Source organism: Myroides sp. 1354, assembly GCF_030324495.1.
Taxonomy (GTDB): Bacteria; Bacteroidota; Bacteroidia; order Flavobacteriales; family Flavobacteriaceae; genus Flavobacterium.
On the sequence record NZ_JACAGN010000001.1, the window covers coordinates 85,375 to 108,535 of the forward strand.

The 23,161-nt window shown below is 37.6% G+C and carries 18 protein-coding genes and 2 tRNA genes; 7 read left to right on the plus strand and 13 right to left on the minus strand.

Annotated features, from left to right (window positions below; all coding sequences use genetic code 11):
• Positions 1-80: 80 nt before the first annotated feature.
• Positions 81-512, minus strand: a complete 432-nt coding sequence (gene rpiB, locus HX004_RS00415; protein ID WP_002988491.1) for a ribose 5-phosphate isomerase B — start codon at positions 510-512, stop codon at positions 81-83.
• Between the two features lie 47 nt (positions 513-559).
• Positions 560-2,173 (minus strand): AMP-binding protein, encoded by a 1,614-nt coding sequence (locus tag HX004_RS00420; protein WP_286440299.1) that lies wholly within the window; start codon positions 2,171-2,173, stop codon positions 560-562.
• A gap of 716 nt (positions 2,174-2,889) precedes the next feature.
• On the opposite strand from HX004_RS00420, the gene rnr reads away from it, so the two are divergent.
• The 3 genes from rnr (at position 2,890) to HX004_RS00435 (ending at position 6,524) form a co-directional block, all read left to right on the plus strand.
• A complete protein-coding gene (gene rnr / locus HX004_RS00425) occupies positions 2,890-5,067 on the plus strand; it encodes a ribonuclease R (RefSeq protein WP_286440300.1) in 2,178 nt (725 codons plus the stop codon).
• Between the two features lies 1 nt (position 5,068).
• The gene (locus HX004_RS00430; protein ID WP_286440302.1) at positions 5,069-5,737 is read left to right on the plus strand and encodes a head GIN domain-containing protein; all 669 of its coding nucleotides are present in this window, start codon (positions 5,069-5,071) and stop codon (positions 5,735-5,737) included.
• Between the two features lie 109 nt (positions 5,738-5,846).
• Positions 5,847-6,524 carry a LysE family translocator gene (locus HX004_RS00435; protein WP_286440303.1) on the plus strand — a complete coding sequence of 226 codons (678 nt, stop codon included), beginning with the start codon at positions 5,847-5,849 and terminating at the stop codon, positions 6,522-6,524.
• A gap of 304 nt (positions 6,525-6,828) precedes the next feature.
• On the opposite strand, the gene HX004_RS00440 is transcribed toward HX004_RS00435, so the two are convergent.
• The 3 genes from HX004_RS00440 to folB form a co-directional block, all read right to left on the minus strand.
• A tRNA-Pro gene (locus tag HX004_RS00440) sits at positions 6,829-6,903 on the minus strand.
• A gap of 585 nt (positions 6,904-7,488) precedes the next feature.
• A tRNA-Cys gene (locus HX004_RS00445) sits at positions 7,489-7,559 on the minus strand.
• Positions 7,560-7,646: 87 nt separating this feature from the next.
• Positions 7,647-8,003, minus strand: coding sequence for a dihydroneopterin aldolase (gene folB, locus HX004_RS00450; protein ID WP_286440305.1), 357 nt, complete (start codon positions 8,001-8,003; stop codon positions 7,647-7,649).
• A gap of 128 nt (positions 8,004-8,131) precedes the next feature.
• Between folB and HX004_RS00455 the strand changes: the two genes are divergently transcribed.
• The 4 genes from HX004_RS00455 (at position 8,132) to HX004_RS00470 (ending at position 10,899) form a co-directional block, all read left to right on the plus strand.
• Entirely contained in the window at positions 8,132-9,814 is a 1,683-nt protein-coding gene (locus tag HX004_RS00455; RefSeq protein WP_286440307.1) for a glutamine--tRNA ligase/YqeY domain fusion protein, read from the plus strand.
• A gap of 106 nt (positions 9,815-9,920) precedes the next feature.
• Positions 9,921-10,262, plus strand: a complete 342-nt coding sequence (locus HX004_RS00460; protein WP_286440309.1) for a YtxH domain-containing protein — start codon at positions 9,921-9,923, stop codon at positions 10,260-10,262.
• Between the two features lie 21 nt (positions 10,263-10,283).
• A complete protein-coding gene (locus HX004_RS00465) occupies positions 10,284-10,634 on the plus strand; it encodes a hypothetical protein (RefSeq protein ID WP_286440310.1) in 351 nt (116 codons plus the stop codon).
• Between the two features lie 19 nt (positions 10,635-10,653).
• Positions 10,654-10,899 carry a DUF6327 family protein gene (locus tag HX004_RS00470; RefSeq protein WP_286440311.1) on the plus strand — a complete coding sequence of 82 codons (246 nt, stop codon included), beginning with the start codon at positions 10,654-10,656 and terminating at the stop codon, positions 10,897-10,899.
• Between the two features lie 91 nt (positions 10,900-10,990).
• Here the strand turns inward: HX004_RS00470 and HX004_RS00475 are convergent, their stop codons facing one another.
• The 8 genes from HX004_RS00475 to HX004_RS00510 all read right to left on the minus strand — a co-directional run bounded on the left by HX004_RS00475 (position 10,991) and on the right by HX004_RS00510 (position 23,160).
• Entirely contained in the window at positions 10,991-11,929 is a 939-nt protein-coding gene (locus HX004_RS00475) for an SPFH domain-containing protein (RefSeq protein ID WP_286440312.1), read from the minus strand.
• A gap of 64 nt (positions 11,930-11,993) precedes the next feature.
• Entirely contained in the window at positions 11,994-12,734 is a 741-nt protein-coding gene (locus HX004_RS00480; RefSeq protein ID WP_286440313.1) for an META domain-containing protein, read from the minus strand.
• A 78-nt stretch (positions 12,735-12,812) separates the two neighbouring features.
• Positions 12,813-13,328, minus strand: a complete 516-nt coding sequence (locus tag HX004_RS00485; RefSeq protein WP_286440314.1) for a hypothetical protein — start codon at positions 13,326-13,328, stop codon at positions 12,813-12,815.
• Positions 13,329-13,403: 75 nt separating this feature from the next.
• Positions 13,404-14,915 carry a glutamate--tRNA ligase gene (gene gltX, locus HX004_RS00490; protein WP_286440315.1) on the minus strand — a complete coding sequence of 504 codons (1,512 nt, stop codon included), beginning with the start codon at positions 14,913-14,915 and terminating at the stop codon, positions 13,404-13,406.
• Between the two features lie 102 nt (positions 14,916-15,017).
• Positions 15,018-16,316: a flexirubin biosynthesis putative acyl-CoA ligase FlxY gene (flxY, locus tag HX004_RS00495; RefSeq protein WP_286440316.1), complete on the minus strand. Its 1,299-nt coding sequence runs from the start codon at positions 16,314-16,316 to the stop codon at positions 15,018-15,020.
• Complete coding sequence (locus tag HX004_RS00500) at positions 16,307-17,974, minus strand: C45 family autoproteolytic acyltransferase/hydrolase (protein ID WP_286440317.1); 1,668 nt, start codon at positions 17,972-17,974, stop codon at positions 16,307-16,309. Before HX004_RS00500 ends, flxY begins: the two co-directional genes overlap by 10 nt.
• Positions 17,955-19,493 carry a phytoene desaturase family protein gene (locus HX004_RS00505; protein WP_286440318.1) on the minus strand — a complete coding sequence of 513 codons (1,539 nt, stop codon included), beginning with the start codon at positions 19,491-19,493 and terminating at the stop codon, positions 17,955-17,957. The genes HX004_RS00500 and HX004_RS00505 overlap by 20 nt, the downstream gene beginning before the upstream one ends.
• Entirely contained in the window at positions 19,483-23,160 is a 3,678-nt protein-coding gene (locus HX004_RS00510; RefSeq protein ID WP_286440319.1) for a 1-acyl-sn-glycerol-3-phosphate acyltransferase, read from the minus strand. The genes HX004_RS00505 and HX004_RS00510 overlap by 11 nt, the downstream gene beginning before the upstream one ends.
• Between the last annotated feature and the right edge of the window lies 1 nt (position 23,161).

Below are 23,161 nucleotides of genomic sequence, written 5' to 3' on the forward strand. Positions count from 1 at the left end.
ACGATTCATTATTTCTACTAAACAAAAAAAGGCATTTACTTGCGTAAATACCTTTTCCTATTTCTTTATTTTCTCTCCATTTAAGAACAAGCGATTTTATTCACTCGATTGGCATGACGCCCACCTTCAAAAGCCGTATTTAAAAACGTTTCTACCATAGCAACTGCTTGTTCAATCGAAGTGAAACGAGCAGGAATACTAATCACGTTGGCATCGTTGTGTAAACGCGCTAATTCAGCAATTTCTTTGGTCCAACACAACGCACAACGCACGCCTTGGTGTTTGTTCGCAGACATGGCAATTCCATTTCCACTTCCACAAATAACAATACCAAAGTCTACAGTTCCATTTTCCACTGCAGTGGCTACTTGATGTCCAAAATCGGGGTAATCTACAGAATCAAAACTATCTGTTCCATAGTTTGTTACTTCGTATCCCTTGGCTTGTAAAAAGTCGACAATGGCCTTTTTATAAGCTGGCCCTGCGTGATCATTTCCGATTGCTATTTTCATGTGTGTTGTGTGTTATTATTCTTTGACAAAGGTAAAACTTTTGCCTTTTATAATCCTAATTCTTCTACGGCTATTTGTCGCATTTCCACCTTTCTAACTTTACCTGAAATGGTCATTGGAAAAGAGGATACAAACTTCCAATACTTAGGGATGCGGTAATGGGCAATTTTCTGATCACAGAAAGCGCGCATACTTTCACCTGTTGCCGTTGTCCCTTCTTTCAAGATAATCCACGCCATAACTTCTTCTCCGTATTTCTCACTGGGCACACCGATTACTTGGACATCGGCTACATCAGGATGGGTATATAAGAAATCCTCAATCCACTTGGGTGAGATATTCTCTCCACCGCGAATAATTAAATCTTTAATACGCCCTGTAATAGCGATAAATCCTTCCTCGTCCATCGTCGCTAAATCACCGGTATGCATCCAACGGTTTTCATCCAGTACTTCTGCGGTTAAAGTGCGGTTATTCCAATATTTCAGCATCACAGAATACCCACGCGTACACAATTCACCTGCTTCTCCTCTAGGAACAATTCCTCCTGTTTCTGGATCTACGATTTTTATTTCCAAGTGATCTTGTACCGTTCCTACCGTACTCACTTGTTTTTTAATATCAATGCCGATGTGGGTTTGGGTTGATACAGGCGACGTTTCAGTCATCCCATAACAGATGCTGATTTCATCCATATTCATCTCTGTTTTTACGCGTTTCATCACGTGTTCTGGACAGAGGGATCCGGCCATAACTCCTGTTCGCAAAGAGGATAAATTGTACTTTTTAAAGTCAGGTAATTGCAATTCCGCAATAAACATTGTGGGCACCCCATAAAGAGAAGTACACTTTTCGCGTTCGACCACTTCTAGTGTTTTTGCAGGATCAAAACTGTCATTGGGAATAACAATCGTTGCTCCGTGAGACGTACAACACAAATTGCCTATCACCATACCAAAACAATGGTAAAAAGGCACGGGAATACACACGCGATCCTTTGCGGTATACTTTAATCGAACGCCGATAAAATAACCGTTATTTAAAATATTGTGATGGGTCAAGGTTACTCCTTTCGGAAACCCAGTCGTTCCAGAGGTATATTGAATATTCACCGCTTCACCAAATTGTACTGAAGCCTCGATTTCATCTAAAACGGCCTTGTCTATTACTTGTCCATTTGCAACGAATTGATTCCATTCTTCCCCTAAGAAGACAACTTCTTTGAGCGACGGACAATCTTCGCGTACCACAGCAATCATTTTGCGATAATCACTAGTTTTATAAGATTCAGCAGAAATAATCACTTTGATTTCGGATTGATTGACTGCAAACTCTAACTCATGCGCACGATAAGCAGGGTTTAAATTCACTAAGATCACCCCAATGCGCGCTGTTGCATATTGCAGCAACACCCACTCATAGCAATTCGGTGCCCAAATTCCCACTCGATCTCCTTTTTCAACAGATAAAGCCAAAAGTGCTTTGGCTACTTCTGCTGTTTGTTGGTGAAATTCGCGATAAGTGGCTCTGTAATTTTGATGCGCACTAACCAAGGCTTCATTATCGGGGTATAATTCCGTTATTTTTCTCAGATTTTCTCCTATTGTTTCTCCTAACAAGGGAATATTAGAAGCGCCATGCACATAAGATATTGCTTTCATTGTTTGTTTTAGTTTTTATGGATTGGTTTTCCTAAAATACAAAAAATAGTAGAGGTTTTACACCCACCTCCCTTTTCTTCTTCTTTGAAGCCCCTCTTTTTATGGGATTGTAACGACCTTCAGTCGAACTTAATTCGCACTTTGTTTGGGGTAGGCTTAACCTTCCTTGAGGATTCGTTCAACATTCGTTCAGGCTTCCTTCGACAAACTACCCTTATGTCCTAGTTAAGTTGAGGGAATCTCCAAGGCAAGTCGAAGAAAAGAAGAACAAACCTCAAATAATCCCCAGATGAACACAGAGCAAAAACGATAACAACAAAATAAAAACGGAGCATTCATCTATTTCTTTGGTAAAAAAAGGGTCTTTTTTTCTCTCTGGTTTAGGTTTGTTTAAAGAGAAAAATTAAATAAATGCAGTCAAAATGAGAAAAAAGAAATACTTTTGTTGCCAGTTTTCCGACTGAATTACACTTTTTTAAGGCCTTGCACAAGAAGAAACCCATTGAAAAGACTTAGACTTCAACTGATTCTCCTTGTAGCCTTTACCAAAAAAATGAAAAACTATATTTTCAATATAGTTGAGATTAGCACACTTTTTAGCCCCTGTAATTCACAATAATAACACAAAAAAGAGACTTTTATTCCTCAGAATAAAGAGTATTTCGTACATTTAAACAACTTTCCACAGGCAAAAGACTGGGAAAAAAACTCAAAAAATGGCAAAAAAAATTAAACATAAAAAGAAAAAACAATTTGATTTTTCTAATAAGATTTTAAAATTTTTAGGGAAAAATCCTTCAAAATCTTATAATTACAAACAAGTAGCTGCCCAATTAGAAGTAGTAGATACCCAAGGCAGAAACGAGATTATTAAAGAACTAAAATTCTTACTTTCCAAGACGCTTATCGAAGAAGTTGAACTTGGTAAATATCGCTTTGTTCCAAAAGCAAATTACGTAGAAGGACATATCGATATGACCAGCAGAAAAACAGCTTATTTGGTCAGTGAAGAGCTAGAAGAGGATGTATTCATCCCTACAAACAACTTAAACAAAGCCCTAGATGGTGATTTAGTGAAAGCTTACATCTACAACAAGCGAAAAGGCAGAAAACCAGAAGCTGAAGTAGTGGAAGTATTAGAACGTCACCGCACACAATTTGTTGGGGTCATTGAAATTCAAAAGAACTTTGCTTTTGTTACCACAGCAGATGCCAAGATGTACACGGATATTTTCATTCCGAAAGACAAATTTTTGGATGCTCAACCAGGGGATGTCGTATTGGTTGATTTAGAAGATTGGCCAGAAAAAGCAGACAGTCCCTTTGGAAAAGTAGTGAAGGTATTGGGTAAACAAGGCGAACACAATACGGAGATCCACGCCATCTTAGCAGAATATGGTTTACCGAGTGAATTTCCAAAAGAAGTAGAGGAGTTTGCCAATAAATTGGATACTTCGATACAGGAAGAAGAGGTAGCAAAACGCCGTGATATGCGTGAAGTATTAACTTTCACCATTGACCCCAAAGACGCCAAAGACTTTGACGACGCCTTGTCTTTTCAAACTTTAGAAAATGGAAACTACGAAATAGGGGTACACATTGCTGATGTTTCTCACTATGTACAAGAAGGAACCATTTTAGACGATGAGGCTTTTCATCGTGCTACTTCGGTCTATTTAGTCGATCGTACAGTTCCAATGCTACCTGAAGTTTTATCGAATTTTGCTTGTTCACTACGTCCGCACGAGGATAAATATACCTTCTCAGCCGTATTTGAGATGAATCCGAAAGGCGAGTTAGTCAATTCGTGGTTTGGTCGTACCGTAACGCATTCGGATCAACGTATGGCTTATGAAGAAGCCCAGTACATCATCGAGACACAAGATCGCACCATTCCTGAGTTTATCTCCATTACAGGAGAAGCACAGCAAGTGAGTGAAGAAGTGGCACATGCAGTGCTAACTCTTAATAAATTGGCCATTATCCTTCGTCAAAAGCGAATGAAAGCCGGAGCGATTTCCTTTGACAAAGTGGAAGTGAAATTCAACTTAAATAGCGAAAGTGAGCCCGTTGGAGTGTTCTTTAAAGAAGCCAAAGAGGCGAATCACCTCATTGAGGAATTCATGTTATTGGCTAACCGCAAAGTTTCTGAGTTCATTGGCAAGCAAAAGAAAACCTTTGTTTACCGTATTCACGATGAGCCAGATCAGGATAAATTATTTGGTTTACAAGCGGTTATTTCACGATTCGGTCACTCGTTGAACTTTAAATCAAGGGATACGATTTCGAAATCACTGAATGAATTACTAAAAAATGTCCAAGGGAAGAAAGAGCAAAACTTAGTGGACACCTTAGCTATTCGAAGCATGAGTAAAGCGAGTTATTCTACGCAAAACATCGGACACTACGGTTTGGCGTTTGACTATTATTCTCACTTCACTTCACCAATTCGCCGTTATCCTGACGTCATGGCACATCGTTTATTGGAATTTTACTTACACAATGGAAATTCGGTCAATGCAGAAGAGTATGAAACCAAATGTAAGCACTGTTCAGCGATGGAGAGTTTAGCAGCCAATGCAGAGCGCGATAGCATCAAGTACATGCAAGTAAAATACATGAAGGATCAACAAGATAAAGCCTTCACAGGGGTAATATCTGGTGTTACAGAATGGGGTATTTACGTGGAAATCATTGAGAATAAATGTGAGGGAATGGTGCGCATACGCGAGATTAAAGAAGATTACTACGTCTATGACGAAAAACAATATGCTTTAGTTGGCCAAGCCACGCACAACACCTTACAATTAGGTGATACTGTGGTTGTTTCGGTTAAAAATGCAGATTTAGTAAAAAAACAATTAGACTTTAATTACATCCAAAAACTAAGCTAAAATGAAAAAAATCGCTTTATTATTTGTTGCGTTTTGTGGAACAATGGGATTCGCACAAGACGTAAAAGAAGTAGGGGAGTTTAAAAATGTCAATGTCTTTGACAAGATTGAATTGGTTTTAATTCCCGCTAAAGAAACTAAAATTGAGATTTCCGGTAGCAATACAGACGATGTAACCTTCGTAAACAAAAATGGAAACCTAAAGATAAAAATGAATTTGTCTAAGAGTTTTCAAGGGAGTAATACCAAGGTAAAATTGTACTACAAAGAGTTAGAAGAAATCATCGCTGATGAAGGAGCTAGTATCGAAAGTAAAGAGGTAGTTAAGGCGACAAACTTGAGAATTCACAGTAAAGCAGGTGCTTCGGTTGAGTTGAAAGTTGACGCTGAGAAGCTAACCGTTCGCAGTTATACAGGCGGTACCATTACCTTAACAGGAAAAACAAATACACAAGATATCTTGGCCAATGCAGGAGGAACTATTTACAATGAAAAACTAATCAGTAAACAAACGGAAGTGACCGTAAATGCTGGAGGAATTGCCAAAGTAAATGCAACAGATTTAGTCGATGCAAAGACCAGAGCAGGAGGAGAGGTCATTATCTTCGGAAAGCCTAAAAAAATAAACGAAAAGATCGTTATGGGCGGCAGTATTAAGAAAGAGAACTAAAAGTATTTATTTTTTTCCTGCGCTATTGTCATAAAAAGCCGTACCTTGCAGTAGGTAATTAACATAGGTGCCAATATATCAAATATATTGGCATTTTTAATTGTGGTAAATGATCGATGATTTAATTACAGGCGTTACCTTAGGTTTCTTCCTAAGTTTCATGATTGGACCTGTTTTTTTTATTCTTATTGAAACAAGTATAACAAGAGGGATTCGAGCAGCTCTTGCTTTTGACATGGGTGTAATTCTCGCCGATGCTTTGTTTTTCACCATCGCTTTTTTTAGCAGTTTTCGCTTAATTAACTCTATCAAAGATGACCCTGCCTTATTTATCTTCGGCGGATTATTGATGTTGACCTATGGGATTATTTCCTTTGTCAAGCTAAAAAAAGTGCAAGTACACACCATTCAAATTGCACCACCTAACCTCAAGAGAGAATACCTCAACTTATTTGTCAAAGGGTTTTTATTGAACTTTATCAATGTAGGTGTTTTAGGCTTTTGGCTAGCCATCATCATCACCTTAGGTCCTCAAATGGATATGGATACCGAACGCATGTTCGTTTTCTTTTTGTTTGCAATTAGTGCGTATTTTATAACGGATGTTTTCAAAATACTATTAGCCAAACAGTTGAGAAAGAAACTCACTGCAGAAAACATTCTCAAGGTAAAGAAAATCAGCAGTATACTCTTAATCATTTTTGGTTTTGTCATTATGATAAAAGCCTTTATTCCAACGTCAGATAAAGAATTAAATCTGCCTCTTCCGAAAATAGAACGAAAATAAGATACAAAAAAAGAGAATCCCTAGGGTTCTCTTTTTTTGTATTGTGTAGTTGTACTTTGCTTGTTTTGAAGCTGTAAAGTTACTTCTTAAAATAAAAAAGCCTTAGCTTTCGTCAGCGCTTTCAGTAAGTCGGGGTGGCAGGATTATCTCCCTTCGGTCGTTGTTCCTCTTGAAAGAAGAGTTATACCAAATGAAAGCTTCGCTGCGCTCGTATTCCTTTTTTATATCCGATTCGAATTCAAGTAGAACTTGATTCAATCTGGATATAAAAAAAGCCCTAACTTTCGTTAGAGCTTTCATTCAGTCGGGGTGGCAGGATTCGAACCTGCGACCTCCTGGTCCCAAACCAGGCGCGATGACCGGGCTACGCTACACCCCGCTTTCGGTATCGTGAGTGCAAATATACGGCAAAAATTCAATCTGTCAATAGTTTTGACCACTTTTTTTATATAAAATTTATTTTTAGTTGTAAGTTATTGAGAAATAGAAAAATAGAGAGAGGGTGTTGGAAAGAGGAAAGAGGTGAAGATCGAAACGTAGGGGCACAAGGTCTTGTGCCCAATAAAACGAAGTACCTTTTTAAAATAGAATATAAGAAGGGAAAATCGAAACGTAGGGGCACAAGGTATTGTGCCCAATAAAACGAAATACCTTTTTAAAATAGAATATAAGAAGGGAAAATCGAAACGTAGGGACACAGGGGCCTGTGCCCAATAAAACAAAATACCTTTTTAAAATAGAATATAAGAAGGGAAGATCAAAACGTAGGGGCACAAGGTCTTGTGCCCAATAAAACGAAATACCTTTTTAAAATAGAATATAAGAAGGGAAAATCGAAACGTAGGGGCACAAGGTCTTGTGCCCAATAAAACGAAATACCTTTTTAAAATAGAATATAAACCTTCCTTTAATCGAAGATTACAACCAACAAAAAAAGGATAGCGAATTGCTATCCTTTTTTCTGAGGCATCGAGCGGATTCGAACCGCTGTAGACGGTTTTGCAGACCGCTTCCTAGCCACTCGGACACGATGCCGTATCCATTAATTGGATGCAAACTTACTACTATTTTTTAAATTTAAAAACCAAATTAGTGAGTTTTTTGCTTCCAATGTTGTGAAAACTATCTAACTCCCTGCATTTCAACTGTTACATATTCTACATCTCCTCCAATTGGTGGATTAATTTTTGAAACCGCTACCGTTACTTTCTCCACCAGCTTGATTTCTAAGAGCACGCGATCAATAATGCGTTGTACAACCGTTTCTAGTAATTTCGAGCGCTTGTCCATTTCTTCTTTGACGATTTGGTTCAATTGCACATAGTCAATAGCGTTCACTAATTCGTCCGTTGCAGCGGCATCTCTAAAGTTTCCTGTAGCTGTAACATCTACACGGTATTCCGATCCGATTTTTGCTTCTTCAGGCATACAACCGTGAAACGAAAATGTTCTGATATTGTTCAATCTAATAATCCCCATAGTATCCATCTTTTAGTTTAAAAGCTAAAATTACGACTATTTTTAGTTAGATATCCTCTTTTGTCTGGGTAAAATACGTCTAACTTCTATAGTTTTTTGATACCTTTGTAGTTATAATATTTATATCCATGTCAACAAAAGAGAAATCATTAAATTTTATTGAGCAAATCATTGAAGAAGATTTAAAAAATGGTTTGCCAACAGAAAAACTACATTTCCGTTTTCCGCCTGAGCCTAATGGTTATTTACACGTAGGTCATGCGAGTTCTATTTGTTTAAACTTTGGATTGGGATTAAAGTACAATGCGCCGGTAAACTTGCGTTTTGACGATACGAATCCCTCAAAAGAAGAACAGGAATTTGTTGACGCAATCAAATACGATGTAGAATGGCTAGGTTATAAATGGGCAAATGAAGTTTATGCATCGGATTATTTCCAGCAATTATACGATTGGGCAGTACGCATGATTCAAGAAGGGAAGGCTTATGTAGATAGTCAAACTTCCGAAGAAATGGCCCAACAAAAAGGAACACCAACCACAGCAGGGGTAAACAGTCCATACCGAGATAGAAGTGTAGAAGAGAACCTCGATTTATTCGAGCGCATGAAAAAAGGAGAATTCGCAGAAGGAACGCATATTTTACGTGCTAAGATTGATATGGCACATACCAATATGTTGATGCGTGATCCGATCATGTACCGCATCATCAATAAAGCACACCACCGCACGCAAAACGATTGGTGTATTTACCCTATGTATGACTGGGCACATGGAGAGAGTGACTATTTAGAAAGCATCTCTCATTCTTTCTGTACGCTTGAGTTTTTACCTCACCGTGAATTATACGATTGGTTCTTGGATCAGGTTGTAGAAGGGGAGAATATCCGTCCTAAACAACGTGAATTTGCGCGTAGAAACTTATCTCACACGGTTGTAAGTAAGCGAAAACTAGCCAAATTAGTTGCTGAAGGACATGTAACAGGATGGGATGATCCAAGAATGTCTACCATTTCTGGATTGAGAAGAAGAGGGTATACTCCAGCTTCTATCCGCAACTATGCGGATACGATTGGAATTGCAAAACGAGATAACTTAATTGATGTTTCTTTGTTGGAGTTTTGTGTTCGCGAAGATTTAAACAAAATCGCTCCCCGTGTTATGGCAGTTCTAGATCCAGTGAAATTGGTGATTACCAATTATCCAGCAGGACAAGAAGAGTGGTTGGATGCAGAAAACAATCCAGAAGAAGAAGTAATGACATTCCGAAAAGTACCTTTTTCAAGAGAATTGTATATTGAGAGAGAAGACTTTAAAGAAGAAGCTAATAGCAAATTCTTCCGTTTGACTTTAGGTAAAGAAGTTCGCTTGAAAAATGCTTATATCATCAAAGGAGAGAGCGTTGTAAAAGACGAACAAGGCAATATCACAGAGATTCACGTAACCTATGATGCAGATAGCCGAAGTGGAAGTGGATCAGAGGCTAGTAAGCGCAAAGTAAAAGGAACGATTCACTGGGTGTCTATTCCACACGCAGTAGAAGCGGAAATTCGCGTATACGACCGCTTGTTTATCAACGAAAACCCTGATGGAAATAAAGAGGTTGACTTTTTAGAATTCATCAATCCCAATTCGCTATCCGTAATCAAAGGTTATTTAGAACCAAGTTTACAAGAAGCAAAAGAGGGGGATAAATTCCAATTCCAACGCATGGGATACTTCTGTGTCGACAAAGAAAGCAAGGCAAATCACTTGGTCTTCAATAAGACGGTAGGGCTTAGAGATACTTGGGCAAAAGTAGAACAGAATTAATTTTTGTTAGAAATAAAATAAAGAAAAGGTGTTTTTAACGTTATATTAACGGACAAAAGCACCTTTTTTTATTAACTTTATGAGATAACCATAAAAATTAATTATTATGTCAGATCGTTTAGGTAGTACATTAGCAGCTTTAGTAGCTGGAGCAGCAATAGGAGTAGGTATTGGAATACTATTTGCTCCGGATGAAGGAAAGAAGACAAGAAAAAAAATCAGAAGATCGTTTGATGAGTCGAAAGACGAACTTTCACACAAAATAGACGATTTGAAAAAGCAAGTGCGCAATGTCGTAAGTAGAAAATCAGATAGCCTAGAAGACGGTATTGAAGATTTTATCAATGCAGCAGGCAAAAAAAGAGATGAAGTCATTTCTGCTTTGGAGCACAAATTAGCTGAGCTTAAAAAGCAAGGAAAAGAATTGGCAGAAAACGCAAAAAAATAATCTTTTTATAAAAACTAGAGCATGGCATTCCAAGAAATCAAAAATAACTTGAACGAAATAAAAGAGCATTCGGAACAGTACATCAACACAAGTATGGACTATTTCCGTTTGTGGGGACTTAAGATTACTGCAAAAACGGCAATCATTTTCATGACTGTCTTTGCTGTAGGTGTCTTTTTTCTACTCTCGCTCTTCTTTATTTCTATGTTTGCAGCTATTGCGATTGGAGAATCAATTGGCAGTAGATCCCTTGGTTTCCTCTATGTTGGATTATTTTATTTATTCATTAGCATTCTTGTCTTTACTTGTCGAAAATACATTGTTGATAGACCTCTAATTAAAAAGCTCTCTGAAGCTATTTTTAATGAGTAAGAACGTAAATTACACTACTATGAGAAAGAGTTATACCTCCTTTGAGCAAATTAATCACGATTTACAGATTTTGCGTATTGAAAGGGAAATCCATTATCAAAAAATTAATATGGCTTTGGAGCAATTGAAAGAAGAAACAGCCCCACAAAACATCATTAAAAACACGTTAGGCTCGGCTGGTTCCCTATTGAGAAACTCTGGTGGTGTTCAAACACTACTCGTTACATCAATCCTCAAGTATTTCATTCGCAAGTTTAGAAAGTAATTACATTATACAAAAAAAGCGTTGCTTGTTATATAACAAGCAACGCTTTTTATTTTAAGCTTTTTAAAGCCTTTATTATTAATAAAGCTTACTATTCCTCTGTTTTGTGATTTTCCTTCTTAGAAGGCTTTAATTGCGCTGGATTATTCATTTCTGATACCTTAGCGCTTGCCGCAAAAGAAGTCACCATATTCGTTAGCATATCACTTGCTGCTGTAGGCGAATTTGGCAATAAGATTAGATTTGATCTTGAATCTGCACCAACTGCTTGTAATGTGTCATAGTGCTGTGTTACCACAATTAGAGCCGAAGCCTCTTGAGAGTTGATTCCCACTTTATTCAATACATCCACACTTTCCACCAATCCTTGTGCAATTTCGCGACGTTGATCTGCGATCCCTTGCCCTTGTAAGCGTTTTGATTCTGCTTCTGCTTTCGCTTTGGCTACAATGCGAATTCTACTTGCTTCTGCTTCATACTCCGCTGCTACTTTCTCACGATCAGCAGCATTGATGCGGTTCATGGCATTTTTCACCTGAATATCAGGGTCAATATCTGTAATTAATGTATTGATGATATCATAACCATAGGTTGTCATTGCTTCGTTTAATTCGCGTTTCACCGCTACCGCAATATTGTCTTTTCTTTCAAAAACATCGTCCAAAATTAATTTAGGCACTTCCGCACGTACCACATCAAATACGTAAGAGGTAATTTGATCATGCGGGTATTCTAATTTATAGAAGGCATCATATACGCGATCTGCAATAACCTTAAACTGAACAGAAACTTTCAACTTAACAAAAACGTTGTCCTTCGTTTTAGTTTCAATCATCACATCCAACTGTTGAATACGCAAGTTTACAACTCCTGAAATACGATCCACGACAGGTATTTTTAACTGTAAACCCGAATGACGGATACTGTTGAACTTACCAAAGCGCTCTACAATAGCAGAAGATTGTTGTTTTACCGTGAAAAAACTCAAAAAGAGAACAATTAATACGGGTACAAGGAAAATTAAAAACATAACAATATTTATTTATTAGTAGGTTAAAATACAAAAAAATCCCCATTACTGGAGATTTTTCTTTTTATTGCTTATCAAATTGTAATTCTACTTCTACCAAAGCAAGCATGGCTGGTGGTAAACTAGAAGCTAAATCCGGTACTAAAATTGGAATCAAAGCAGCAAATTGATCCCCTTTTGCTTTAATCGTAAACTTATCTGCTGTCAGTGAAGTTACATTAACTTTCATCACTTGATCAAATAAAGTAAATGTCAATACTTTGGTTGATTCATTGAATGACCAAGTTGTTCCAGTCGTTGAAACGACACAACTGTCATCGTGATAGTTAAACTTAACTGTTGCCGAGTTATCGAAAATTAGAGTATCGTCTTCACAATTTTCTTTTTTAGGATAAGGCATCGAAATAGGATCTCCCATAGGTAAACTAACGTTTACATGAATTGGAACCCAAGTATTAACCAAAGAAATATCTGCCACTGCTTTTTTTACTTCCATCGTAATCTCATTACTCTTGTTATAGCCGTCTTTCTTTGCTACTACTTTATATGTGCCTGCTTCTGCAAAAGTAAACGGATTGGTTGCTGGTTTTCCATTCACCTCAATTTGAGCCCCTTCAATTACCTCTGTACCAACTGTAACAACAAAAGTTACCTCACTATTTACGGTTACATCAGTACCATTAAGAGAAGCTAAAACTAAGGTTTTTAATTGTTGTTGTTCTGAACTATTATCGTCACTGCCACAGGAAACAGTTCCCGCAAGAACTAAGGCAAGCAATGAAAAGGATAAAATTACTTTTTTCATAAAATCATTTTTAGTTAACCCTCAAATATACAATTTATTATCTATTACAATTAGAAGAAAATTAACTAAAAATATTATTTATTTAACAAAATTAAAATGAACAAACAAAAGTTCGCCTGCTCTAGCTTCTAACTCTTCTACTTCTGGTATATACACTTTCAACTCGTCCACTACAATACTCAAGGGAATGGAAACTTGAAGTTCATTACTTGATTTGTGTAATAGTATACTTTTAAATTCGCGCTTATCTTCTAAGATTACACCTAATTCCTCTAATTTATGGTACCATTTGAAGTCAATCGTCTTCAATTGCCCTTGCGAAAGAAAGGTTTTAAATTGTCCCGTATAATCTTGATTCAACACAAGAATATCTTGTGTTCCTGTGGGCTGCAAACTCGTGTATTTTTTGTCTAATACTACGGATCCTAGCAAGGGTTTGACTTCAATAGATTCTGGTTTCCATTCGCCAATTAGGTGTTTTTGGATAAACTTCGTCCACTCTTTTTCGGCTCGATCTGCAGTATCATTATCATTGCTAGTACAGGCAATACACAGTAAGAGTACGCCAATCAAAATAGCCAACCTTTTTTTCATGCTGTTTTTACTTTATGTGATTAAAATTACACATTATTTTTAACAAAAAAGAGAGCTAAAATTAGCTCTCTTTTTTTATATTGTTGCAATTGCTTGCTTGATTCGCTTCAGCGTTTCTTCTTTTCCGATTAATTCAATAATTTGAAATAAATCGGGTCCTTTTAACTCCCCAACGACACATATGCGTAGCGGTTGCATGACTTTGCCCATTCCCACGCCTTGTTCGTTGATCCAATCTTTCACTTCTTTTTCAATTGTACTCGCTTCAAAAGCCTCAATTTTTTCAATGACTTGAGCCACTTGTTCCATTAATCCAGCCGTGTCTTCTTTCCAGTTCTTCAATGCTTTTGGATCGTAAACTCCTGGTGCTTGGAAGAAGAAATCACTCAATTCAAAGAAATCTGAAACAAAAGTTGCGCGTTCTTTGATTAAACCAACGACTTGCTCTACATAAGCTTCTTCTACTTGAATTCCCTTTTCTTTTAAGATTACTTGGAAGGCTTGTGCTAGATCTGCGTCTTTTTGCTGTTTTAAATAGTGCTGATTGAACCATTTGTTCTTTTCTGGGTCAAACTTAGCTCCTGCTTTATGCACGCGTCCTAGGTCAAATTTTGCCACTAACTCATCCAAAGAGAAAATTTCTTGATCTGTTCCGTCATTCCATCCTAACAAAGCCAAGAAGTTCAACACGGTTTCTGGGTAGAATCCCTTTTCGCGGTATCCTGACGATTTTTCACCAGAAATTGGATCTTGCCAATCCAGTGGAAATACAGGGAATCCCAATTTATCTCCATCGCGTTTTGACAATTTACCATTTCCTACTGGTTTCAAAATCAAAGGTAAGTGTGCAAATTGAGGTGCTTTCCATCCAAACGCTTTGTACAACAATTCGTGTAAAGGAAGAGAGGGTAACCATTCTTCTCCACGAATTACGTGAGAAGTTTCCATTAAATGGTCATCCACAATATTCGCTAGGTGATAGGTTGGCATTCCATCGCTCTTAAATAGCACTTTATCGTCTAATAAATTGGTTTCAAACTTGATATCACCGCGAATAATATCGTTCAACAACAGGGTTTCACCTACTGGTGTTTTAAAGCGGATAACATAAGGTGTCTCAGCAGCAATCAATTGACTCACCTCTTCTTTTGACAAATTCAAAGAGGTTTTTAATTGTTCTCTGTTGCTGTGGTTATAGATAAACGTTTGCCCAGCTTCTTCTGCTTTTTTGCGCAATTCGTCTAATTCTTCTGCTGTATCAAAAGCATAGTACGCCCATCCTGTTTCAATCAACTGGTCTGCGTATTGCTTGTATAAATCTTTGCGTTCACTCTGTCTGTAAGGTCCAAACTTTTCGTTTTTTCCCATTGTTTCATCTGGAGAAATACCCAACCATTCCAATGCTTCTAGAATATAGGCTTCTGCTCCTGGCACAAATCTGTTTTGATCAGTATCTTCAATTCTCACATAGAAAACACCGTTATTCTGTTTAGCAAATAAATAATTAAATAATGCTGTTCTAACACCACCAATGTGTAATGGTCCTGTAGGACTAGGTGCAAAACGCACGCGAACTTGATTAGCCATTTTGATTCATTATATTTTTACAAAGATACTACAACTATCGTTTTTATAAAGTTGTAAGACCTTTAAAATCATTTATAAATTTTTAACCCTTTGTTTTTATTCTTACTGCACTCGTTTGTCGATAAATGTAATGGGTTTTCTGCTTAATGCATTAAAAACAATCGGTTGTAAAATTTCCATTGCTTCAAACACCACTTGGGGAGTGACTCTTAATTTAGCGCGAAACGTATCTTTGATGTGTTTCATAAACTCATTGGAGGTATCCAAACTAACAATGCGAATGACGATTTCATCGGTTCCAATATCGTTGGTTTTCACTTCCACTAAATGCATTTGAATTTCTTTAAACGCAGATAGCATATCGTGTATCGCTGGTGGATAAAAGGTTGTTCCCTTGTATTTGATCATGTGCTTTTTGCGTCCTTCCACAGGTCCTAAACGGTAGGAATTACGCCCACATGAACAAGCGGCTGTATGTTTACGCACCATATCTCCCGTTTTGAAACGCACCAAGGGAATTCCCTCAACGCCTAAGGTGGTAATGACCAATTCTCCCAATTCACCTTCTTGTACTGCTGTATTGGTTTCATCCAAAATCTCGGTAATAATCAATTCCGGAATCACGTGTCCTCCTTGATGGTATTGACATTCGGTAAAAGCGGCTCCCATCTCTGTTGAGGCATAGGTCGAAAATAGCTCCAAAGGCCATTTTTCCAAAATGCGATTGGCGAGAATACTCGGCTGTAAATCGGCGGTGCGAAGGGCTTCCCCAATGCAGATAACACCTTGAACGCTGCTGTTTTTATAATCAATCCCTACTTTTTCTGCATAATCAATGAGTTTCAATAAGAAGGAAGGTACGCCAATCAAGTATTTCGGTTGGTATTTTAGGATTGAATCCCACTGTAATTGCGGAATTCCCGCACCAACGCGAATTACACCAGCACCCAATTTTCGCAAGCCTAAGAAATAAGCTAACCCCGCCATAAATCGTCGGTCAATGGTTGTCATCAGTTGAACCGTATCTCCTTTTTGAACGCCAGCAATAGTAAAAGAGGTGGCTTCATTAAAGGCCAATCGCTCTAAATCTTTATCTGTCAATCCAAACGTAACAGGATCTCCTAACGTACCAGATGTGGTGGCATAGTCAATGATTTGCGTCTTATCTACACAAAAGAAATCATCGTTGTTCTTTTGTAAATCGTCTTTGGTTATCAAAGGCAATAAAGCGATGTCCTCCAAGGTTTGAATCGCTGAAAGATCCACTTGTTGCTCTTGGTATAATTGCTTATAAAAAGGCGAATGTTGGGTTACATAGAGCAGTACTTCTTTGAGTTTCTGCTCTTGAAAATGTTTTATCTCATCAACGGATTGATACATGACTGACGAATTTAGTTCCATTTTCTCTTTATTTTTTTGAGGTATTTCTTTATTTCTTCTAAAGCTTGGACAGTCGTGACTTCTTTGGTCAAAGCTTGTTCAAACGCTTCTTGGGCTTTTTGATATTCCTTTTGGTTGTAATAGTATACTCCTGAGCGGTAATACACCAACCAATAGTCTGGATTCAGCTGCTGATAAGCTTTGATTGTAGCTGTATCGACCTTCTCCTTTGCCTTAATTTTTTCTTCCATTAAGCGATTTTCCTTTCTGAATGCTTCATAATTGGCATACGCCTGAGTGTGGACAAAAGGGTCTTCACTTATTGTTAGGCTATCAATGGCGTAAGATTGCACTTCTTCAAAGGTATTCGAAAAAATGGTATTGAGATCATAAGCCACAAATTCACCCAATTGATACGGATTAGAAGAGACCCACACTAATCGTTTTTCAGGTTGAAAAATAATACCGTGATGGGCGAGGAGTTGATTCAACGCTTTCTCGTTGCCATAGCCCAATGCCTTTTGATCTAATCCTTCTGTATTGCGCAGCAGATGTGCCATTTTCAGCGGAGACAATTGACGCTCCTCATCCACAATTTCTTTTATCTTATCCCAGCGGTATTGGGAATGACTTTCTTCTATCTGCTTGCGGTTTCGCTTGTCTTGAGCAAAAGCTTCACTCTGGAAGTGATTGGAGCAAATAACAGTAGAGACATTCGGCATATCATAAACTCCAAAGTTTTTAGGTGCTATTTCGATAATCACTGCTTTTTTATCTTGCGCACTCCCTACTAAAATAGATTCTGAAACGAAGACTTCTTTTTTTTCAGCAATCGCAATCGCTTCTTCTATATTGGCAGCATATTGTAAAATTTCTCGTGCAACCACGGAAATCGGTGTTTTTGCTTTTAAGGGTATAGCCGATTTACCTGCATTTAAGGTTACGGTTAGTCCTTCTTGATTCATTCCTGAAACCACACCAGTCATTCCTCCCCAAGTAACAGACATAAAGGCATGTCCATGATTGGGTTTGACAAAAGCAATAATTTTATTTTCTGCAAATTCATCTCCTGCATAGAAATCAAAATTACGCCCAATAAGCAAACCTCCATCTTCAGAATGCTCCCCCCATACGGCTAAAGAGGAACACCCCACTAAAGCCAAATCTTGAAAGGCATGCCCGATATCATGTGCTCCGTGTAGATACAGATTTCGGTGATAAGCATCTCCTAGATAAGCAAAGCGATCGGTTGCATAGTGAGAGAGGCCGTAAATTTCGGTTTTAAATTCTGCTGGGATATAGCGATATAGATGTCGGTTGTAAAATTTGAGCATTTTTACCAACATTTTTTGCTTAAAAGCAGAAGGTACAAATTCTTCTACCTTGGCAAAAAACACGGTTTCTTGTTTTTGATAGAGCTGTTGGGTCAGCGCCCCAGTTTGTAGTCCAATTTGATAGGGATCTCCTTGTACATAGAGCTCCCAAAGTTTTTGTTTATTTTGATAGAGATACGCTTGTGTGGTAATCTTTAAAGAGTCCGTATCATAGGACAATCGCGGTACCAACGTATCGTATTGCTCAATAGAAGGGAAATCTCGAAGTCCTTTTTTAATTCCACAATTAGCAACCAATACAGCAAGTAGAATTACAGATACTAAGCTATATATGTGGTGCTTCATCTCGATATTGATTTAATTTTTGCGTTAGAATTTCTCGATCAATCATCTCCATACAGGTCACAAAGGCACCAATGGTTACCCCCATTATTCCGTGCATGCGCACATTTTGCCCACTAAAAAACAAATTGCCAATTTTGGAACGAGGAGAAATAAAAGTTTTCATCGGACTATTTGCATCCTTAATGAATCCATACATATTTCCTTTTTCTGACCCGATAAAATCGCGATAGGTTAGTGGGGTTGAGGTATACATCCCTTGAATAGCCTCGCGAATCCCTGGATATATTTGCTCCAGCTTTTGAAGGAGTAATTCTGCCTTTTCTGCTTTAAATTGTTCGTAAGCGTCATTGCGTTGTTCTAAATTTTTGATGGTGGACACATTATGGGTGTGTTCCCATTGCTCTACTTCTGAGAAATCCATATAAGTCATGGCTGTCATACTATCCGCAAAAGTTTGCTCTGAATGACTTGCATTCATAGAGGCTACCACTAAATTTGGCCAAGCTGACGTACACTTCCCATTGGTATCCCAAATATCTTCCATGCTGTTATAATGATAGATATTGTTGTTGTGATAGGGAAATTGATCTTTTTTAAAGACAATGTACAAGGAAAAAACCGACGTCACTTCCTCTAAACTCATGATGCGTTTAACAAAAGGTTTGGAAAAGTGATTGGGTCCCACCATGCGAATGGTTTGTTTTAAATTTATATTGGAAATAAACTGTTCTCCTTTAAAAATTTTACCTTCTTTGGTTTTACACGCTGTAATCTTTTCTCCGTCAAATTCGAAATCGATCACTGCTGTGTTTTTATGTACTTCTCCGCCGTATTTTTTTAATTCAGCAATGAGTAGTTTACTAATCTGACTCCCCCCATTGATACAACGCCAAGCACTTTGAATGTACGAATTCACGGTTAATGCATGTACATACAATGGCGTTTTCTCTTTGTTGGCTACATAGAGGAAATTAGATCCTACTAGCACCCCTTTGAGTCGCTCATTGGTTGTAATTTCATCTAAAAAATCACACAGTTTATAAGAGACAATTTGATCGTTATACCCAGTTCCTTGCTCAAGGTTATACATGGGAAAACTATCGCAAATGGTTTGAATCTTTTCTACATATTGGCGCAATGCTTGTTCTTCCTCCGGGAAGTGTACCAGTAATTGCTGTACAAAATTTTCATATCCTTGTCCATGGGGGTATTGAATCATTTCATCGCCAAAAGAGATCAAATCATATCCATTGGGATCCATTTGCTTCAATTTTAGCTTGTCCATAATGCCTAAATAGGAAAAGTACTTGTATAAATTTTGTCCTTGTTCCAATCCTCCGATATAGTGTACGCCTGTATCAAAAATGGATTTCTCTCTGGAAAAGGTCTGCAGATTTCCTCCATATTGGTTATTTTTTTCCAATACGCATACTTTCTTGCCTTCTTTGGCAAGAATAACCGCAGAGGCCAATCCTCCAATACCACTTCCAACAATGACTACATCATATTTATTTTCCATCTTCTATTTTGTTCCAAACTACGACGTAGTTGTCTTCCACTTTTTTTGTAAATCCTTCATAATTCTCCAAGAGAACACCTTCTTTTTTCAACACAACAAGGGTGTTATACTGTGCAATAAAACCAGTGGTTAATGCTGTATGGGCACTACTCACTAAAAGGGTATCACATTTTCTTTGTACCTCAAGCGTATCAACGTATTGAATCTTTCTTCTCTTGACAATATAAAGTGTATTTGCAATCCTGCGTTTCTCTATATTCGCTATATAACTATAAATCTTTCGCTTGCTTTGTTGTAAAGTCAACAACATATTCAATTGACCGTAATCATCAGCGAGATGGTGAATCACCGCTTGTGCACCCAAATGCTTATTCAGTTCAAAATAGTATGTTCTATACTGTTTATAATCTGCTTTAACGGCTTTAATCACATAAGGGAACTTGTACAAATACGCCCAGAAAACTTTTTTCTTGAAGTAGTCAACGCCTTCTAATTCAGTTCGAATTTGGGCAAATTCCGCTTTAAAGTGCTTGCTAATGGCTTTTGTTCGCTGTGTATAGGTAGATCCAAAGGAAGCATCGTCATGTGAGATTCGCTTCCCTACGGTAGCAATAATATGTCCATCATAAATGATATAATCTCCTTTGGGAATGGTTTCTGAATTTCCGTGTATATAGACCGGAACGACATCTAACTGTAAGGTCTCTGCTAAGAAAAAAGCTCCTTTGTGAAAGCGTTGTACTTGATTCGAATAAGAACGAGTTCCTTCTGGAAAAATCATCAAGGAGAATCCCATTTCCACCCGTTTCTTTAAGTGATCAATGCTGTTGTCTACGCCCTCTGAGACGCGATAAAAACCAGCTGATTGAATAGCCTTACCAAAAATTGGCGATTTATATACCCAATCGTTTACTAAATAAACGACATTGGGATAAACCATTCCCATAACCAATGAATCCAAAAATGAGGTATGATTAGCGATGATAATCGCGGGTTTTTCGAAAGTTTCTTGATGGGGATTTCTCACTTTTTTACGCACAAAAGCATTGAGGTATAAAACGGAAGTCATATACGCTTGCATCCCCTTGCTAAATAAGCGCAGTTTCGTTCGCTCTTTCCCTGGTGCCACCATTAAAAATACTTTGGACACCAAAGAATACAAAAAGCCGAATACTCCAAAATACGCAAAGGATAACATGCTATGTAACAACAAACGCAACGTAATAGGCGAGTTGCCTTTTCGCTGTCTGTTGACGAAGCATATTTTAAATAGACGAGGGTATATCACAAACGCATTGATTGCAGCCACACTCATCCCTATAATGGAAACAAAAGAAATGGATTTCAATGCGGGGTGTTTGGCAAATACCAAGGTTCCCACCGCCAATAATGTTGTTAAGACGGCTAAGATAATAGAGGCGCGATAGGTCGGCATACTTTCTTCTCCTGTGGTATATTCTTTTTGTAAGCCATTGGTGATAAAGATGGTAAAATCAACGCCTTGTCCAAAAATTATCGTACACACAATGGTGCTAAAAATATTGAATTCAATATTAAACAAGCCCATTAATCCAGCGGTAATTAACCCAGTAACTACAATGGGAATCATGGAGACAATTACCAATTCAATTCTCCTAAAGAACAACCATAAAATAGCAAATACTGCAACAAAAGAATAATTTACTAAATCGTTGAAATCATGGACGATATTCCCCAAAAACGTTTCGTTCATTTCTTTTCTGTCAATGACGATAAAGTGATCGGAAGAAGGGAAGGCCTGCATAAAGGCTTGTCTATTTTCTTCTGGCAATTTTACTACCGTACTCAGTGTATAATGTCCGTTTTTCTCGATTAGAAATTCATCGATAATCTGCGGATTTAATTCTGAATATTCTTTGATATTAATCGGTTCAAAGGTTGTATTTAACAAGGCAAAAAAGGGTTGATAGGCGGTTTCATTAAAGCCGTATTTCGCTCCTTCTTGCTTTAGTTTTTCAATGAATTGAGGGGCGTTCTTTTTTGTCCAAAAATCCTGCCATTGGGCAATTTTTATTTGCTGTTGTGCAGTAGATAACACAAAATCACCTAACGAGCTAAAATGTAAAATTTCTCCTTTGGCTTTGGCTTGTTCTAACTGTTTAGCTAAAGCCACATTTTGTTCCACAACTTGCTCGATATCGTCTCCAAAACAGGTTAAATAAAGGGATTTTGAACCGCTATCTACGGTGGATTCTAACTTTTGTTCGGCCTGTTTTAGTTCTTCCGGGAAGTAATTCAACGAAGATAAATCGCTGTTAAACTTGACATTTTTAAACGTAAAAAGGCTGATAATAACAATGATGCCACACAATCCTAATAGCACTTTGCTTTGATCAAAAGGAAAATGGGCAATTTTATCTAAGAGTGAATTCGACTGGTTGAGTCGGTCTTTTTCTGAAGGTTTATATAAATGCGGAACCAATAAAAGCGATAAAATTCCCGCTCCCATTACCGTAATAGAGGCAAATACCCCTAAATCTCTCAGGGCTTCCGAATGCACAAAAACCAAACACAAAAAGGCTATGGCTGTTGTAGAAGCACTCATCATAATGGGATTTGTAATTTCTTGATAGAGTACTTTGATGTCATTACAATGCTTGTAATGCGTCATAATATGCAGGGCATAATCAATGGTAATTCCGATTAATATCGCTCCAATACTCAAGGAAATAGCGGAAATGGCATCAGTCATGAAGTACAAGAAACACAATGCAATTAAAGCGCTAATAAACGTGGGGATAAAGAGGATAAGTGGAATGGTTATTCTTCGGTAAAAAGCGATGAGCAGGATCATCAGGATGGTGATTGAAATGGCCACCGTTTGTTGAATATCACTTTTAATCTGCGTAGCATTGGCTACTGCGACAAAAGAGGCGCCAAAGTAATCCAAGGTAACTTGCTCTTGTTTGTGATTAAATTCTTCTTTTACGCCGTTTAAAAAGCGAATAAAATCGGTATTATGCGCTGTATCACTTCCACTGTATACAGGATCAATAAACAACAACAACTTGTCTTCTTCCTTGTTGAATAAAAATCCATCTATCAATTGAAATCCATCTCCAATATTGAGTTTCTGCAATTTCTTTAAGGCGATAAATCCAATGCCAAAAGGGTCTTTTTGAATGAATTGCTTGGCCACTAAACTCGTCGGTGAAACTAAGGTTTTATAGTTTGCTTCAACCGTTTGTGCAACGCTATCTAGTTGTATCTTTTGATCTAATTGTCGATAATCTTCTTCCTCTAAAAACAAGGGCAAATTTTGGTAAACAAAGGCGATGGTTTCATTGATATTTTCGTCCTCAATTTTCCCTTGAATGTGTTTGATATATTCTTCTTTAGTTGCTAGGGTATCGAGTAGATTCGAAGCTAGTTCAACCATATCGTCTGTTGTACCCTCCTTTTGTTTTTCAATGATAATGGTAATCTTATCTGAAAAGCGCAATTGCTCCAATACTTTTGCTGTTACATTGGACTTTTCACTTTTGGGTAGAATGCGCGTAATATCTTCTTCGAACTTAATTTGCCATGCTCCCATTGCCATGCAACTGATAAACAGCACCACACTAATGAAAAATAGTATTTTATTTTTCTCTCCCCATTGATAGATTTTATAAAACCAATTTGCCATT

Coding starts and splice junctions, on each gene's coding strand:
- HX004_RS00435 (WP_286440303.1), top strand. CDS start 5,847: ATGATCGATGATTTAATTACAGGCGTTACCTTAGGTTTCTTCCTAAGT.
- HX004_RS00470 (WP_286440311.1), top strand. CDS start 10,654: ATGAGAAAGAGTTATACCTCCTTTGAGCAAATTAATCACGATTTACAG.
- HX004_RS00465 (WP_286440310.1), top strand. CDS start 10,284: ATGGCATTCCAAGAAATCAAAAATAACTTGAACGAAATAAAAGAGCAT.
- rpiB (WP_002988491.1), bottom strand. CDS start 512: ATGAAAATAGCAATCGGAAATGATCACGCAGGGCCAGCTTATAAAAAG.
- HX004_RS00420 (WP_286440299.1), bottom strand. CDS start 2,173: ATGAAAGCAATATCTTATGTGCATGGCGCTTCTAATATTCCCTTGTTA.
- HX004_RS00485 (WP_286440314.1), bottom strand. CDS start 13,328: ATGAAAAAAAGGTTGGCTATTTTGATTGGCGTACTCTTACTGTGTATT.
- HX004_RS00505 (WP_286440318.1), bottom strand. CDS start 19,493: ATGGAAAATAAATATGATGTAGTCATTGTTGGAAGTGGTATTGGAGGA.
- rnr (WP_286440300.1), top strand. CDS start 2,890: ATGGCAAAAAAAATTAAACATAAAAAGAAAAAACAATTTGATTTTTCT.
- flxY (WP_286440316.1), bottom strand. CDS start 16,316: ATGGAACTAAATTCGTCAGTCATGTATCAATCCGTTGATGAGATAAAA.
- folB (WP_286440305.1), bottom strand. CDS start 8,003: ATGGGGATTATTAGATTGAACAATATCAGAACATTTTCGTTTCACGGT.
- HX004_RS00430 (WP_286440302.1), top strand. CDS start 5,069: ATGAAAAAAATCGCTTTATTATTTGTTGCGTTTTGTGGAACAATGGGA.
- HX004_RS00475 (WP_286440312.1), bottom strand. CDS start 11,929: ATGTTTTTAATTTTCCTTGTACCCGTATTAATTGTTCTCTTTTTGAGT.
- HX004_RS00480 (WP_286440313.1), bottom strand. CDS start 12,734: ATGAAAAAAGTAATTTTATCCTTTTCATTGCTTGCCTTAGTTCTTGCG.
- HX004_RS00500 (WP_286440317.1), bottom strand. CDS start 17,974: ATGAAGCACCACATATATAGCTTAGTATCTGTAATTCTACTTGCTGTA.
- HX004_RS00455 (WP_286440307.1), top strand. CDS start 8,132: ATGTCAACAAAAGAGAAATCATTAAATTTTATTGAGCAAATCATTGAA.
- HX004_RS00460 (WP_286440309.1), top strand. CDS start 9,921: ATGTCAGATCGTTTAGGTAGTACATTAGCAGCTTTAGTAGCTGGAGCA.
- HX004_RS00510 (WP_286440319.1), bottom strand. CDS start 23,160: ATGGCAAATTGGTTTTATAAAATCTATCAATGGGGAGAGAAAAATAAA.
- gltX (WP_286440315.1), bottom strand. CDS start 14,915: ATGGCTAATCAAGTTCGCGTGCGTTTTGCACCTAGTCCTACAGGACCA.